This is a genomic window from Salinimicrobium oceani (genome assembly GCF_012037645.1).
Genome location: NZ_JAAVJR010000001.1, coordinates 46939 through 62732, shown reverse-complemented (window position 1 = coordinate 62732; position 15794 = coordinate 46939). Strand labels below are relative to the sequence as shown.

The window sequence follows — 15794 nt, the reverse complement described above, 5'->3', positions numbered from 1 at the left end:
AACTTTTCATTTACTAAAGATTTTCTTAAACTTTTTGAGAGCAAAAATGGGAATTGCCGCTATTTCTTCTTTTTGCGGTTGTAATTTTTGTCTCCCCTGGTCTTGGGTTTTTTGTATTTTTTCTTGATCTCTCTCTTGTAGGAACCTCCAAGATTTACCTTTTTATTCTTCTCACTTTTTTCATGGAATGCAGGACCCGGCTTATCCTCATCTGAGAAATTTGTGGGGTTATTGATCTCTACGGGTTTGGGTTGTTCTTCCGGAATAAGTTCAGTGGAAATCGTTACTTCTGAAGGCAGCGGGGTCACCTGAATTTTGAAATTCATTAACGATTCGATCTTTTCCAGGTCTTCCCTTTCAGAAGGGGTGGTGAATAAGATGGCTTGTCCTTCCTTTTTTGCTCTCCCTGTACGGCCAATCCTGTGCATATAATTCTCGGGATAAGCTGGGGTATCAAAGTTGATCACATGGCTTACCTGTTCAATATCCAGTCCTCGCGCCATAACGTCTGTAGCTACGAGTATGCGGCAAAAGCCCTCTCCAAACTGCCTGATGCTTCTCAAACGGTAGTTCTGAGTCTTGTTGGAATGAATTATGGTACACTCTTCCGGAAAAACAGGGTCCAGATTGGAAAAGATCCTATCGGCGATTCGCTTATTCCCAGCGAAAATCAGCACCTTATAATAGGCTTCCTTATCTTTTAAAAGATGCCCAAGCAGGTTCATCTTGGTATAAAAGTTAGGGACTTCAAATAGTTGCTGATCTATATTTTCTAGCGGAGTACCACTGGCCGCAACAGAAATAGTTTCGGGAGCTCGGAAATATTCCTGAATAAGATTTTCTACATCCAGGGTCATCGTTGCCGAAAACATAATATTCTGGCGGTTAGCTGGAAGAAGCTCCAGAATATTGTTTAGCTGAAAGCGAAAGCCCAGGTCGAGCATCACATCCACCTCATCAATGACCAGCTTTTGAATTGATTTTAATTGTAGATCTCTGTTGATAGCAAGATCATAAAGCCTTCCCGGCGTAGCTACGAGAATATCCAGCCCCTGTGCTACCAGCTGTTTTTGTGTGTTGATATTGGTGCCTCCGTATATTCCTAAAATCCGGGTATTGATATATGGAGTAAGCTTCTCGAGTTCCTCAACCACCTGTACAACAAGCTCCCGGGTAGGAACCAGAATAAGAATTCGTGGATTTTTCTGTTCGCTGTACTTTAGCGTTTTAAGCAGAGGTAAAAGATAAGCCAAGGTCTTTCCAGTACCAGTCTGTGCAATACCTACCATATCTCTGCCCGATAAAATAACAGGCATTGACTCCTGCTGAATTGGAGTGGGGGTTGACAACCCTAAGTCGGCAAGGGCATTTAATAAAGGTGTATTGAGTTGGAGGTCCTGGAAAGTCACAGATAATTAATTTATTGCCGCAAAGGTAAGCCTAAATTGTTGAAAGGCTAAAGGTTTTGCCAATGCGGGTTTTAAATTCTGTGCTTTCGGCCGAATTCGTATTTTTGAGCAAATAAAAAAAACCGAATGAAAAAGATCCTCGCTTTTGCAGGTTCCAGTAGCCCTACTTCCATTAATCACCAGTTGATACTCAATGTGACAAATAGAATTAGTGATCATGAGATCGAGGTGCTGGATCTTCATGATGTTATTTTTCCCATGTACAGCACAGTTGAAGAGAAAGAAGGCTTTCCGAAAAATGTAAAGTTGCTGTACGAGAAGATACTCGACGCTTCGGCTTTGATCATTTCTGTGAATGAATATAATGCCAATGTTTCAGGATTCTTTAAAAACATATTAGACTGGCTTTCCCGCCTGGACAGAAAATTTCTCCAGGAGAAAAAGATACTCTTAATGAGCACTTCTCCAGGCAAAAGAGGTGGCGCTTCGGCCTTGGAGTATTGTAAAAATCAGTTTCCCCGGTTTGGAGGACAGGTAGTGGAAAGTTTTAGTCTGCCACTATTTTATGAAAATTTCGATTCTGAGAAAGGGATCATCCTGAATGAAGTCTTTGACCTGGGAATCACAGAAGTAATTACTGCTTTCTCCCAACAAATAAAGGAGTAAGTGAGGGTATCCAAAAAGGTCAAAATCAAAGATGCTTCCCGGTTAAAACAGCAACTACTATGCTGGGCACAGCAGTACAACGAAGTGGTGTGGTTTGACAGCAATGATCATAAAGATCATTATTCTCAGATAGATGCGATGCTTGCCGTAGATGCATTTACGGCAGTGCAAACCGATTATCACCGGGCTTTTGAAAAGCTGCAGGAATATCAGGAGATCACGAAAGACTGGATCTTTGGTTATCTCTCCTATGATCTTAAAAATGATGTAGAGCAGCTGAAGTCAGATAATCATGATCAACTTGGCTTTCCCGATCTTTTCTTTTTTCAACCGAAAAGACTGTTCATTCTAAGGGGCGGGGAACTTGAGATGCAGTATCTCGGCGTAGTGGATGATGAAATGGAAGAGGATCTTGAACAGCTCCTTCAAAAAGAGCATTTTGGACCGGAATTTTTTTCCAACCATGAGGGAATTCAGGTGAAACCTAGAATCTCAAGGGAAGACTATTACTCCAAAGTTGAAAAGATACTGGCTCATATTCACAGGGGAGATATTTATGAGGCTAATTTTTGCCAGGAGTTTTATGCGGAAGAAGTCGGGCTGGATCCCCTGCACACTTTTTCAGCCTTAAATAAGATCTCAAGACCTCCTTTTGCGAGCTTTTTTAAGAATCATGAGCATTTTTTACTTTCAGCTTCCCCAGAAAGGTACCTGCAAAAGATCGAGAATACCTTGATCTCCCAACCCATAAAAGGCACAGCCCCAAGAGATCTTTTAAATCCTGAAAGAGACCTCAGGCTTTGCCAGGAGCTCGAGCAGGATTCAAAAGAAAGATCAGAAAATATCATGATCGTTGATCTGGTTCGAAATGACCTTTCAAAAACGGCAAAAAAAGGAAGCGTTCAAGTGCCCGAACTTTGTAAGGTCTACAGTTTCCAGCAGGTGCATCAAATGATCTCAACGGTTACAGCACAACTTGAGGAGGGGATTCCACCAGTTGAAGTGCTTAAAACCACTTTCCCTATGGGGAGTATGACCGGAGCGCCAAAGATCTCGGCAATGGAGATCATTGAACATTATGAAGAAAGCAGGCGCGGATTGTATAGTGGAGCGGTAGGATATTTTGATCCTAATGGAAATTTCGATTTTAACGTTGTTATTCGAAGCATTCTCTATAATGCAAAAAATAAGTATGTATCCTTTTCTGTAGGTGGCGCCATTACTTCCAGATCCATTCCCGAGAAAGAATATGAAGAATGTCTCATAAAGGCAGGTGCACTTAAACAGGTGCTAGAAGGGCAGAAGCAGCCTTAAGCTTAACAGGATCGAAGCTAAAAGCACGGGCATTTTTGATATCTTTGGAACCTATGCTTCTACCTTTTAAAAATCATTTACAGGCCCAGTTTCCCAAAGTAGCAGAATCTAAGATCCTCGTTGCGGTTAGTGGGGGAGTTGATAGCGTGGTGCTTGCACATTTATGTAAAGAGGCCCGTCTCAACTTTTCCATTGCGCACTGTAATTTTAATTTGAGAGAGGAGGAAAGCGACCAGGATGAAATCTTTGTTCTGGAATTGGCAGATGCCCTCGATGTACAGGTCTTTATTGAAGGATTTGAAACTGAAGCCTATGCGGCCGAAAAGAAAATGTCCATTCAAATGGCTGCCCGGGAATTAAGGTACAACTGGTTTACCGAGCTTTGTGAAACTCTTCAATTCGATTACATCTTTACCGCTCACCATGCCAATGATAACCTGGAAACTGTGTTGATCAATTTCATTAGGGGAACAGGTCTGGAAGGACTAACCGGAATGCCCGATGTCAATAACTGCATTTTAAGGCCTCTTTTGCCGTTTACCAGAAATGAAATTGAAAACTACGCAAAAAACGAAAAGTTCGAATGGCGGGAAGATAGTAGTAACCAGTCGGCTAAATATTTCAGAAATAAGGTGCGGCTGGAGGTGATTCCCCGGCTGCTGGAATTGAATCCGCAGTTACTGGATAGCTTCGGAAAAACTCGTAGCTATTTGCAGCAAAGTTCCCAGCTCATAGAAGACTATATCTCGGCACTCTTTCCGCAGATAGCGAAGGAAGAAGAATTTGGCTATTCCTTTAGAATAAAACTGCTCAAAACACTTCCCCACCTCAAAGCCGTCTTGTACGAACTCTTTAAATCTTTTGGGTTTACAGAATGGGAGGATGTTCATGGGTTGCTGGATGCGCAGCCTGGGAAAATGGTCTTTTCAAGAACCCACCGGTTGATAAGAGACAGGGATAGTCTCTTGCTCACCACAATTCCCGTTGATGACCAAAAAATATTTGAGATCAAAGAGGACGAAGAAGTGGTCATGTTGCCAATGGGAACCTTTCATTTTGAGAAAGTTGAAGATGTTTCTACAGATCTAAGAAAAACTATTCACGTGGATAGTGAGCAGTTACAATTTCCACTAATTGTAAGGAAATGGCAGAAAGGCGACTATTTTTATCCATTTGGGATGCAGGGAAAAAAGAAGCTGAGCAAGTTTTTTAAAGATGAGAAGCTATCTTTGCCGCAGAAAGAAAATTGCTGGATCCTTTGTTCCGGTGAAAAGATCGTTTGGGTAATTGGCCATCGCCTGGATGGGCGCTTTGCAGTAAATGACGAGTCAAAAAAAATATTGAGAATAAGTTATACACCATGAGAATTACGGCGTTTTTAGTCCTGTTCATTGTTTCATTTTTCCAACTTCAGGCCCAGATTTTTGATCCAAAGAACCTGGGGAATAATATCGAAGATCCCATCGAGTGGAATGCTTCCATCGAACAGGATAACGATTCTATCTACACGCTTGTATTCACAGCGCACCTGGAAAAAGGCTGGCACTTGTATTCACAGGAAGAAGTTGATATTGAGATCGCCCCTATTCCCACAGCCTTCACCTATACAGAAGTTCCGGGGAAGTATGAACTCATAGGTACCACAGAGGAACCTGATGTTCCTGCTTTATATGACGCCGTATTTGAGACTGAGATCACTTATTTCGAAGATAAGGCTGAATTCAGGCAGAAGATAAGGGTGCTCGATCCTGAAGATCTGGTGATCACGGCAGAAGTTTATTTCTCGGTATGTGACGATGAAAAATGTTTACCGCCAGAAACTGAACGCTTCACAATTTCCCTTGAGAATAATGAAATTACAGAAGGCTTTACTAATCTCGAGGTTACAGACAAAGATCAACGGTTTTCCAATGCTTTGAATATTGATGTAAAGGGAATAGGTGGCGTGGCAGTTGAGAAAGAAGAAAGCAGTGGCTACGCGACTATCTTTTTTCTTGGTTTTATTGGAGGACTCATTGCACTGCTTACACCTTGTGTTTTCCCTATGATCCCGCTTACTGTTTCCTTTTTTACCAAAGGAGCACGAACAAAGAAGAAGGGCCTTATGAACGCCATCATGTATGGAGTCTTTATTTTTCTTATTTACTTGTTACTAAGCGTTCCGTTCCATTTGTTGGATTCGCTGGACCCTGAGATCCTGAACAATATTTCGACAAACACTACTCTGAACATCATCTTTTTCCTGATCTTCATATTTTTCGCCTTTTCCTTTTTTGGTTATTATGAAATTACCTTACCCAGTTCGTGGAGTAATAAAATGGATGACAAAGCATCCAGTTTTGGAGGGGTAGTTGGAGTATTTTTCATGGCGCTTACTCTTGCAATCGTCTCCTTTTCATGTACCGGCCCTATTTTAGGTTCCTTATTAGGAAGTTCCTTGACTACAGATGGAGGCGCAACACAGCTCTCTTTTGGAATGGGAGGCTTTGGCCTTGCCCTTGCACTCCCTTTTGCACTGTTTGCCCTGTTTCCCAACTGGCTCAATTCCCTGCCAAAGAGCGGAGGTTGGCTTAATTCAGTGAAAGTAGTTTTAGGATTTATTGAGCTCGCCCTTGCCTTTAAATTCTTGTCTAATGCCGATTTGGTTGAACACTGGGGGCTTCTAAAAAGAGAAATTTTTATAGGTATTTGGATTATTGTAGGCGTTGGCTTGATCCTATATCTTTTTGGAGTTTTACGATTCCCGCACGATGGCCCAAAAACAAAATTAGGGAAAGGACGAATTTTACTCGGGGTGGTAACCTTAGGTTTTGTGGTTTACCTGCTTCCGGGACTTTCTAATACTTCATATGCGAATCTTAAATTACTAAGCGGTTTCCCGCCACCATTATTTTATAGTATCTATGAAAAGGAGACAGAAGGACCTTTAGGATTAAAAGCTTATAAAGATTTTGAAGAAGGAGTCGCGGCAGCAGAAGCAGCCAACAAACCTATCTTACTTGATTTTACAGGTTGGGCCTGTGTCAACTGCCGAAAAATGGAAGAGCAGGTATGGAGTGAACCAGATGTTTTTGAGCTAATGCAAAATGAATTCATCCTTATTTCTCTTTATGTAGATGACAGGCAGGAATTAGCTGAAGATCAGAAGTTCAATTATAAGAAGCCGAATGGCGGCATCAAGGAGATCAAAACTATTGGGGACAAATGGGCTACTTTTCAGACGTTGAACTTTCAGAATAACTCCCAGCCCTTTTATGTGCTTCTAGACAAGAACATGAATTTGCTTAATCAGCCCACTGGCTATACACCAGATTCCGAGGAGTTTAGGAAATGGCTTCAGGCCGGTCTTGACGAGTTCAAAAATAGCCCCAGCAGGTAAGCGGTTATTTTAGGAGGGAATTTCTATCTTAGGGACCTTAAAAATCCTACAAATGAAAGCTTCTAAATTATTTTTTCTCCCATTCCTGTTTCTTTTGGTTGGGAACTTTGTCTATGCGCAAACTGAATCTGCTTATAAAGTAGAAGACCATTACGATAAGCAGGAAGTAGAGATCACAATGCGTGATGGCATAAAACTTCACACCACTGTTTTTACCCCAAAAGATACTTCTAAAAAGTACCCTATCTTAATGACCCGTACGCCATACAGTTCGCGTCCTTACGGTGAAGATAAATTTCGTTCCCTTTTAGGACCTAATGAACATCTTATGAAACAAGGGAATATCTTTGTTTACCAGGATGTGCGGGGTCGCTGGATGAGCGAAGGAGTGTATGACAACATGCGCGCCTTTATTCCTAAGAAAAAGAAGAAGGAAATAGATGAAGCCAGTGATACCTATGACACTGTAGACTGGCTTGTGAAAAATGTAAAGAACAACAATGGCCGGGTCGGGATCTGGGGAATTTCTTATCCCGGTTTCTATGCTACTTACTCGCTTTTGGCAGACCATCCTGCTATTAAAGCAGTTTCTCCTCAGGCTTCCATCGGGGATTTTTTCTTTGATGATTTTCATCATAATGGTGCTTATCTACTCAGTTACTGGAGAGCCACAGCTGTTTTTGGTTATGAAAAAACTACTCCGAGTGATACTGCCTGGTATTCCTTTCCGGAATTAGATACAAAAGATCAATACCAGTTTTTTCTTGATGCCGGACCACTTAAAAACCTGGATAAATATTACGGGGAGGATAATGTCTTTTGGCAACAGCTAAAGGAGCATCCTAACTATGATGACTTTTGGCAAAAGCGCGGTATCGTACAGCATATGAAGAATATAAAACCTGCGGTGATGATCGTGGGAGGCTTGTTTGATGCTGAAGATCTTTATGGGCCTTTTAATATCTACAAATCGATAGAGAAGACCAGCAATAATTTCAATATGCTGGTGATGGGGCCATGGAGTCATGGTGATTGGGCGAGAAATAAAAAACGACAGACCATTGGGAATGTTTATTTTGGAGATGATATCTCTGCGAATTATCAGAAAGATGTGGAGACCCTGTTCTTTAATCATTTTCTGAAAGGAAAAGCCGACAGCAGTTTGGCTCTGCCTGAAGCCTATATGTTCGACACTGGATTGGGAGAATGGAAAACTTATGAAGCCTGGCCACCAAAAATGACAAAACAGGAGAGCTTTTTTCTGGGAGATGATGAGAAGATCTTTTCAGAATTGTCTAATTCCATGGCAGAGGGCGCCGAAGAGTTTATTAGTGATCCAAAAAAGCCAGTTCCATATTCCGAAGACATCAAAATGGTCTTTACTCCAAGAAAATACATGACAGATGATCAACGTTTTGCTGCGAGAAGACCAGATGTACTCGTTTACGAAACAGAAGTCCTTACCGAAGATCTCACCCTGGCAGGCGAAGTATTGGCAAAATTGAAGGTTGCCACTACAGGAACAGCTGCCGACTGGGTGGTGAAAATCATCGATGTGTTTCCATCCGATGCCGAAGATTTTGAAGAAACTCAGGACTACCTTTCCATGAGCAATTATCATATGATGGTACGAAGCGAGGTTATGAGAGGCAGGTTCAGGAATAGTTTTTCAGATCCCGAACCTTTCACGCCAAATGAAAAAACGGCTGTTAATATTCAGTTGCAGGATGTGCATCATACTTTTAAGAAAGGGCACAAGCTCCAAATTCAGATCCAAAGCACATGGTTTCCATTGATAGATCTAAATCCGCAAACCTATGTTGATAACATCTTTGAAGCGGAAGCAGAAGATTTTCAGAAACAAACCCATAAGGTCTTTCATGATTCAGAGATCATTTTACCTGTGCTGGAATAAAAGAAAGGCTGTCAAAAATGACATTTTTGAGATGTTATTATTTAGGCCGTCAAGTGCTTTTATTGATTAATTTTCAGATGCTCATCTGATAAAATGAATTACCTATGAAATTAAATAATTTTAAGGCGCTCCTTCTCTTGTTGTGCATCTTCAGTCTTACAGCCTGTAAGGATTCTGCGGAAGAAGAGCGTTATACTTCCGAAGAAATTGAAAAGGAAGCTGCCAAGTTAAATGCCTTTTTTGAAACGGAATTTCAACAGGACCTGGAAGATTCTCCTATGTTACAGACGCGTCTGGGAATAAGAGAGGACTATGGCTCTTGGGATGATTATTCTCATTTGCGGCATGCAGAAGATCTTGAAACTGCAAAGCGACGACTCGAGTTTCTGAACAATTCCATCGATCCTGCCGCACTTCGTGGTCAGGATAAGTTGAGTTACAGACTTTATAAGCAGAGCCTTGAAGAAGAAATTGAGGATTATGATTTTAGATTTTACAATTATCCTGTAAATCAAATGTTTGGAGTGCATGCCGAACTGCCTGCTTTTTTGATCAACATGCATCAAATAGATTCCATTGGTGATGCAAGGGCTTACCTGCAGAGACTTCAGGGGATTCCCGAAGTGATAGATCAGGTGATAGGCGGCCTGGAACTAAGGGAGATGAATCATATCATGCCTCCACAGTTCGTTTTTGCTCATACCATTGAAGCTTCAAGAAATTTATTGCGAGGGCGCCCCTTTGAAAAATCGGCAGAGGCAAGTGCACTATTGCAGGATTTTAAGGAAAAGGTAGATCAGTTGGAAATTCCGGAGCAGGAAAAGACGAAACTGGTGCTGGAGGCGCAGGAGATCCTGCTCAATGCAGTAAAGCCGGCATATGAGAAGCTCATTGCAAAAATGGAAGATCAACAACAGCGTGCAACTACCGAGGCCGGAGTATGGAAATTTCCGAAGGGCGCAAAGTTTTATGAAACTGCACTTAAAAGAACTACAACTACCAATCTCTCTGCCAATGAGATCCATGAAATTGGATTAAGTGAAGTTGCACGTATCCATAAAGAAATGGAAGAGATCATGGAAAAGGTAGGTTTTGAGGGCAGTCTTCAGGACTTTTTCAAATTCATGAGAGAAGATGAACAGTTCTATTACGAAAATACACCCGAAGGGAAAGCCAGGTATCTCACTGAAGCGAAACAGATCATTGAAGGCATGAAGGGCAGGCTGGACGAGCTATTTCTTACGCAACCCAAAGCAGATATTGTTGTTAAGGCTGTAGAGCCATTCAGAGAAAAAAGTGCAGGTAAAGCTTTTTATCAAAAACCGGCTTTAGATGGTTCTCGTCCAGGAACTTACTATGCGAATCTCTATGACATGAAAGCTATGCCAACCTATCAAATGGAAGCTCTGGCTTATCACGAAGGGATCCCTGGTCATCACATGCAGCTTGCCATTTCACAGGAACTGGATAGCCTGCCAATGTTCAGGAAACATGAAACTTATACGGCTTACGTAGAAGGATGGGGACTTTACAGCGAGATTTTGCCAAAGGACCTTGGGGCATACAGCGATCCATATTCGGACTTTGGAAGACTGGCTATGGAATTGTGGCGCTCCATAAGGTTGGTGGTAGATACTGGCATACATGCTAAAGAATGGACCCGGGAACAGGCTATTGACTTTTACGTTCGAAATTCTCCCAATGCCGAGAGTGACGCCGTAAAAATGGTAGAGCGGCATATTGTTATGCCTGGTCAGGCTACAGCTTATAAAATAGGAATGAATAAGATCGTTGAGCTTCGGAAGTATGCTGAAGAAGAACTGGGAGATAATTTTGATATCAGGGAATTTCATGATGTGGTATTGAATAGTGGGGCTCTGCCTTTAAATATTCTCGAAGAAATGGTGAAGGATTGGGTGGAAAATGAGAAGGGTTAATGACAAAACAGCAGCAAAAAAAGGCTATAGAACTCTTTTCTCTTAAAAACAAAAGAGGTACTCAACTGGAAATTTTAAATTTTGGAGCAACCGTTTTCGGACTTCTTATTGATGGACAGACGAACGTGGTGGTAGGCCCGAAAGAGCCGGAAACCTATATTTCAAACGTATACCTGCAGGAAGGAAAACACTTTGGAGCCTCTGTAGGCCGTCATGCAGGAAGAATCTCTAAGGGAGGCTTCGAAATAAACGGGCAGAAATTTCCCCTTTTTGGAGAGGAAGGAATCCATCTTCATGGCGGGAAAAATGGTTTCACCTATAAATTCTGGGAGCTTATAGAACATCACACTGGTAAAGATCCTTTTGTTGTTCTGGAATATAATTCTCCCGATGGGGAAGAAGGTTATCCCGGAAACCTCCGGGTACAGGTGAAATATACCCTGCAGGAAGATAACGCCGTGAAGGTGGAATACTCTGCAGAAACAGACAGGGCTACAATCGTGAATCTTACCAATCACACCTATTTTAATCTTAATGGCTGCGGAAGTATAAACAATCACGAATTGAAAATAGCAGCAGATGTTGTTCTGGAAACGGGAAAAAGCAATGTTCCCACGGGAAATCTGGTCGAGGTTGATGGGCGGGAAATTGATTTCCGGGAGGCTAAAAGGCTAGAGAATATCTCGCTTGATACTACTTTTTGTCTGGCGAATGTTCCTGATCCGATCTTTCTGAAAGGAGATAAAAGCGGGATCTCACTTGAGATTGAAACGAACCAACCGGCAGTTGTAGTTTATATCCCGCCAACTTTGCCGCGGAGCTGGGATTATGCGACAGTAGTAGGAGAGGAGCGAGCAGGTATCTGTCTTGAAGCCCAGAAATTTCCGGACGCGCCTCACCACGAAAATTTTCCATCAGTTCTTTTAAGTCCGGGAGAGCTTTATAAAAATCAAAGTCTCTGGAAGTTTAGATCTGGTTCATAACTTTTTAAATGTAGGTTTTACCGTTATGCTTTAAAAAGATTTATATTTAACAAAATATTTGGAAACGAGAATGGGTTTCAGGCATTCCGGCTCCTGAGTAAACTATAACTTCTTCAAAATAATTATATGGAATTTGCGCTACTCGATCAGATAATTTTTGCTGCTTATGCATTAATGATCATAAGTATTGGTCTCTGGGTTTCACGAGGTAAGGGGAAAACATCTGAAGACTATTTTCTCGCGGGGAAATCCCTCCCCTGGTGGGCAATTGGAACTTCTCTTATTGCTGCAAACATTTCTGCCGAACAGTTCATTGGGATGTCGGGCTCGGGTTTTGCTATCGGCCTGGCCATAGCTTCTTACGAATGGATGGCAGCTTTAACTTTGATCATAGTTGGTAAATATTTTCTTCCTGTCTTTATTGAAAAGAAGCTTTATACCATACCCGAGTTCATTGAAGTGCGCTATGGAACGAATTTAAAAACTATCCTTGCTGTATTTTGGATCGCACTTTTCATATTTGTGAATCTTACTTCGGTTCTTTATCTCGGTGCAACGGCACTGGATACTATAATAGGGAACGGAGATGGTTCAATTTTCATGTATTCCATTTTTGGGCTTGCATTGTTCGCAGCAGCATATTCTCTCTATGGAGGTCTTTCGGCTGTAGCCTGGACAGATGTGGTGCAGGTAGTGCTTCTAATTATTGGAGGTTTGATCACCACCGTCATTGGACTTTCTCATGTTACAGAAAGCGGGGGAGTGATAGATGGAATGGTAGCAATTTATGAGCAGGTACCAGAGAAATTTTCAATGATCCTTGATAAGGGAGAGATCATTACTCCAAACGGGACAGACGCCTGGTGGGATCTTCCGGGACTTGCAGTGCTGCTTGGAGGAATGTGGGTTGCAAACCTGTATTACTGGGGTTTTAACCAGTATATCATTCAACGCACACTGGCAGCTAAGAACTTAAAGGAGTCTCAAAAAGGGATCATTCTTGCCGGATTTTTAAAGCTACTTTTACCTTTGATCGTAGTGATCCCGGGTATCATTGCGTATGTTTTAAATACCCAGGGCGGGGCCTTTGGTCCTGAAGTAACAGATCCTTCCTTTATTGGGGAAGGGGGGCGTATTATTAACGACAATGCTGCACCATGGCTCATCAAGGAATTTATTCCTGTGGGATTAAAAGGTCTTGTCCTTGCAGCTCTTGCCGCAGCGATCGTTTCCTCGGTAGCTTCAATGCTGAATTCCACAGCTACTATTTTTACAATGGATATATATAAGCCATATATTCAGAAAGGTTCTTCAGAAAAAAATCTGGTAACGGTAGGAAGAATTTCAGCAACTCTAGCTCTTGTCATTGCAGTGATCCTGGCGCCGCAGCTAAAAAGTCTGGGACAGGTATTCCAATACATTCAGGAATATACGGGGGTAGTGAGTCCGGGAATCTTAGCAGTATTCATGCTGGGATTATTCTGGAGAAAAACGACCAACAAGGCGGCAATTTGGGGTGTCCTGGCCTCTATACCTATTGCTCTGTATTTTAAAATAGGACCAAACGGCTGGATCGAAGGTCCGCTGTTTGTAGAGCTTCCTTTTATGCATCAAATGTTCCTCACCTGGATCCTGACCATGCTTGTGATGGTATTGATAAGTTATGTGGAAGGCAAAGGCAAGGACCAGGAAAAATCTATTGTGATCACCAAAGGATTATTTAAGACCGGCCCCGCTTTTAATGCCGGAGCGTTTGCCATAATCCTGATTCTTGTTATGTTGTACGCAATGTTCTGGTAAGAGTTTGATCACGAACGAATATTTCAGAAAAAAAGGCCGGAATTTCCGGCCTTTTTTAATTCGTTAGAGGGTGAATTTATAATATGTGGAAAGTTTTTTCTGAAGCTGAAGTGCCAAAGATTAACACCTTCCAAAAATGGCATTTTTGACTGCTTATATTTTAGAATAGTGAACCACCGGCAGCTCCCGAAGCGTTGCTGCAGCCTCTTCAGCGGTTATGTCCCGTTGCGGGCCTGCAAAGAGTTCATAGCCCACCATGAACTTTTTGACCGTCTTTGAGCGCAACAACGGAGGATAGAAGGACATATGAAAATGCCATTCGGGATGATCTTCGCCAGTTGTAGGTTGTTGATGGATCCCCGAAGAGTAAGGAAACGAAGTCTGGAACAGGTTGTCATATTTGATGGTGAGCAACTTCAGGATGTCGGCATATGCAATTTCTTCCCTACCGCTTAGCTGGCCAATGTGCTGCATGTGGCGCCTGGGAAGGATCATGGTTTCATAAGGCCATATCGCCCAGTAGGGAACAAGTGTCACGAAATGTTCATTTTCAAGAACAATTCTTTCCTTCTTATCCAGTTCCTGTTTTAAATAGTCGCCTAAAAGACTTCTTTTATGTTGATCCCAATGTTCCTTCTGGTGCCTGGTTTTTTTCTGAACTTCAACAGGAACTGAAAGTTGTGACCAGATCTGCCCGTGAGGGTGAGGATTGCTACACCCCATCATGTCTCCTTTGTTTTCAAAGATCATCACATGGTTAATGTTCTCGCGGCTTCCCAGATCGGCATATTCTTCTTTCCATTTCCTTATCACCTTTACAATATCGCCAACCTCCATTACTGGCAGCGTAAGCGAATGATCTGGTGAAAAACAGACTACCCTGCATATTCCGGTTTCAGAACTGGCTCTAAACAAGCCTTCCTGTACTTCTTCTGCAGGTCCTTCGGGCAGTAAGGCCGAAAAGTCATTTTTGAAGGTATATGGTTCTTCGTAATCCGGATTTGTATCTCCACTTGCCCTTTTATTTCCCGGACATAAAAAACAGTCGACATCATAAGAAGGTCTTTCTTCTCCTGCAACCTTTTCCAGTCTTCCCTGCCAGGGTCTTTTGGTTCGATGAGGCGAAACCAGGATCCACTCGCCTGTTAGTATATTGAAGCGGCGATGTGGATGTTTATTGAATTCCTTTGACATTGTGGTTCTATTTTTTAATGTAAGTTCCCTTTTGCGGGGACACGATAATAGCTTCAGGGGATTTCTTAAATCTCCTTTCATATGCTTCCGAAGCTAGCTGCACAAACTCCTCAACGGCATGATTCTGAATAAGATTAATAGTACAACCGCCAAAGCCTCCTCCCATCATTCTTGCACCTTTCACGGCATCAAAACCTGCTGAAAAATCTACCAGAAAATCAAGTTCGGGACAGCTGACTTCATATTGATCGCGAAGACCAGAATGAGAATCATACATTAAAAGGCCGAACTTCTGAAGGTTCCCCTGCTTTACAGCTTCTACCGCCTCAAGAACCCTGTTGTTTTCTGAAATTACAAAATGCGCACGTTTATATTCCACATGGGAGAAGGCTGTTCTCATCTCCTGAAGTCTTTTAAGATCTACATCGCGGAGAGAGTTAACCTCAGGGTATTTTTTATTGATCGCAGTTACTGCGGCTTCACATTCCTGTCGCCTGGTGTTATATTCACTTGTGGCAAGGCTGTGAGAAACCATGGTGTTGAGCAACAGGATTTTATGATCTTGGAATTCAGCAGGGACATAGACGGTCTCCAGGCTTTGGCAATCCAGCAGCATAAGATGTCCCTCTTTGCTGAGCACCGAGGCGAATTGATCCATGATCCCGCACTTGGTACCCACGTAATTATGTTCTGCGTCCCTGGATAATTCGGCAATAGCTTCCCTGGAAAGGTCCAGATTAAAAAGTTCATTCAGCCCGAATGCGATGCCGCATTCCAGCGCCGCCGAAGAACTTATTCCGGCACCAACTGGCAGATCACTTTCAATGATGCAATCAAAACCTTCGGGATATAAACCTCGCTTCTGAATTTCGCTTATAACTCCCAGAATGTAGTTTTCCCATTGGTGTGTACTCCTTGCAACCTGCCTAAGATCAAATGAAAAGGAGGTATTATAGGTTTTACTATAAATATTACAACGATAAGGACTGGAATTGGCAGCAAAATGCAACTTGATCGTCTTATCTATCGCCGTTGGCAGAACAAACCCATTGTTATAATCTGTATGCTCGCCAATGAGGTTGATCCTTCCGGGGGCGCACACTGTAAATTCCCTGCTGAAGTTCTCAAAGACCTTGGGAAGCTCGTGATGAATATTATTTTCCAAAGTGTGAAATTTTGTCTTTCAAAGATAATAAA

The 15794-nt window shown here is 42.2% G+C and carries 11 protein-coding genes; 8 read left to right on the top strand and 3 right to left on the bottom strand.

Features of this window, described 5'->3' with window-relative positions:
• Window positions 1–59: 59 nt before the first annotated feature.
• Window positions 60–1409, bottom strand: a complete 1350-nt coding sequence (locus tag HC175_RS00230; RefSeq protein ID WP_168136513.1) for a DEAD/DEAH box helicase — start codon at window positions 1407–1409, stop codon at window positions 60–62.
• A 126-nt stretch (window positions 1410–1535) separates the two neighbouring features.
• Between HC175_RS00230 and HC175_RS00225 the strand changes: the two genes are divergently transcribed.
• The 8 genes from HC175_RS00225 (at window position 1536) to HC175_RS00190 (ending at window position 13403) form a co-directional block, all read left to right on the top strand.
• Complete coding sequence (locus HC175_RS00225; protein WP_168136512.1) at window positions 1536–2075, top strand: NADPH-dependent FMN reductase; 540 nt, start codon at window positions 1536–1538, stop codon at window positions 2073–2075.
• Entirely contained in the window at window positions 2076–3389 is a 1314-nt protein-coding gene (locus HC175_RS00220) for an anthranilate synthase component I family protein (protein WP_168136511.1), read from the top strand.
• 53 nt (window positions 3390–3442) lie between these two features.
• Entirely contained in the window at window positions 3443–4753 is a 1311-nt protein-coding gene (tilS, locus tag HC175_RS00215) for a tRNA lysidine(34) synthetase TilS (protein WP_168137103.1), read from the top strand.
• Window positions 4750–6768, top strand: coding sequence for a protein-disulfide reductase DsbD family protein (locus HC175_RS00210; RefSeq protein WP_168136510.1), 2019 nt, complete (start codon window positions 4750–4752; stop codon window positions 6766–6768). Before tilS ends, HC175_RS00210 begins: the two co-directional genes overlap by 4 nt.
• Before the next feature lie 52 nt (window positions 6769–6820).
• A complete protein-coding gene (locus tag HC175_RS00205; RefSeq protein ID WP_168136509.1) occupies window positions 6821–8683 on the top strand; it encodes a CocE/NonD family hydrolase in 1863 nt (620 codons plus the stop codon).
• A gap of 104 nt (window positions 8684–8787) precedes the next feature.
• Entirely contained in the window at window positions 8788–10620 is a 1833-nt protein-coding gene (locus HC175_RS00200; RefSeq protein ID WP_168136508.1) for a DUF885 domain-containing protein, read from the top strand.
• Window positions 10620–11603, top strand: a complete 984-nt coding sequence (locus HC175_RS00195; protein ID WP_168136507.1) for an aldose epimerase family protein — start codon at window positions 10620–10622, stop codon at window positions 11601–11603. The genes HC175_RS00200 and HC175_RS00195 overlap by 1 nt, the downstream gene beginning before the upstream one ends.
• Window positions 11604–11729: 126 nt before the next feature.
• The gene (locus HC175_RS00190; RefSeq protein ID WP_168136506.1) at window positions 11730–13403 is read left to right on the top strand and encodes a sodium/sugar symporter; all 1674 of its coding nucleotides are present in this window, start codon (window positions 11730–11732) and stop codon (window positions 13401–13403) included.
• Window positions 13404–13556: 153 nt separating this feature from the next.
• On the opposite strand, the gene HC175_RS00185 is transcribed toward HC175_RS00190, so the two are convergent.
• Together HC175_RS00185 and galK are read right to left on the bottom strand one after the other, a co-directional pair.
• Window positions 13557–14597: a UDP-glucose--hexose-1-phosphate uridylyltransferase gene (locus HC175_RS00185; RefSeq protein WP_168136505.1), complete on the bottom strand. Its 1041-nt coding sequence runs from the start codon at window positions 14595–14597 to the stop codon at window positions 13557–13559.
• 7 nt (window positions 14598–14604) lie between these two features.
• A complete protein-coding gene (gene galK, locus HC175_RS00180) occupies window positions 14605–15762 on the bottom strand; it encodes a galactokinase (protein ID WP_209309887.1) in 1158 nt (385 codons plus the stop codon).
• Window positions 15763–15794 lie beyond the last annotated feature (32 nt).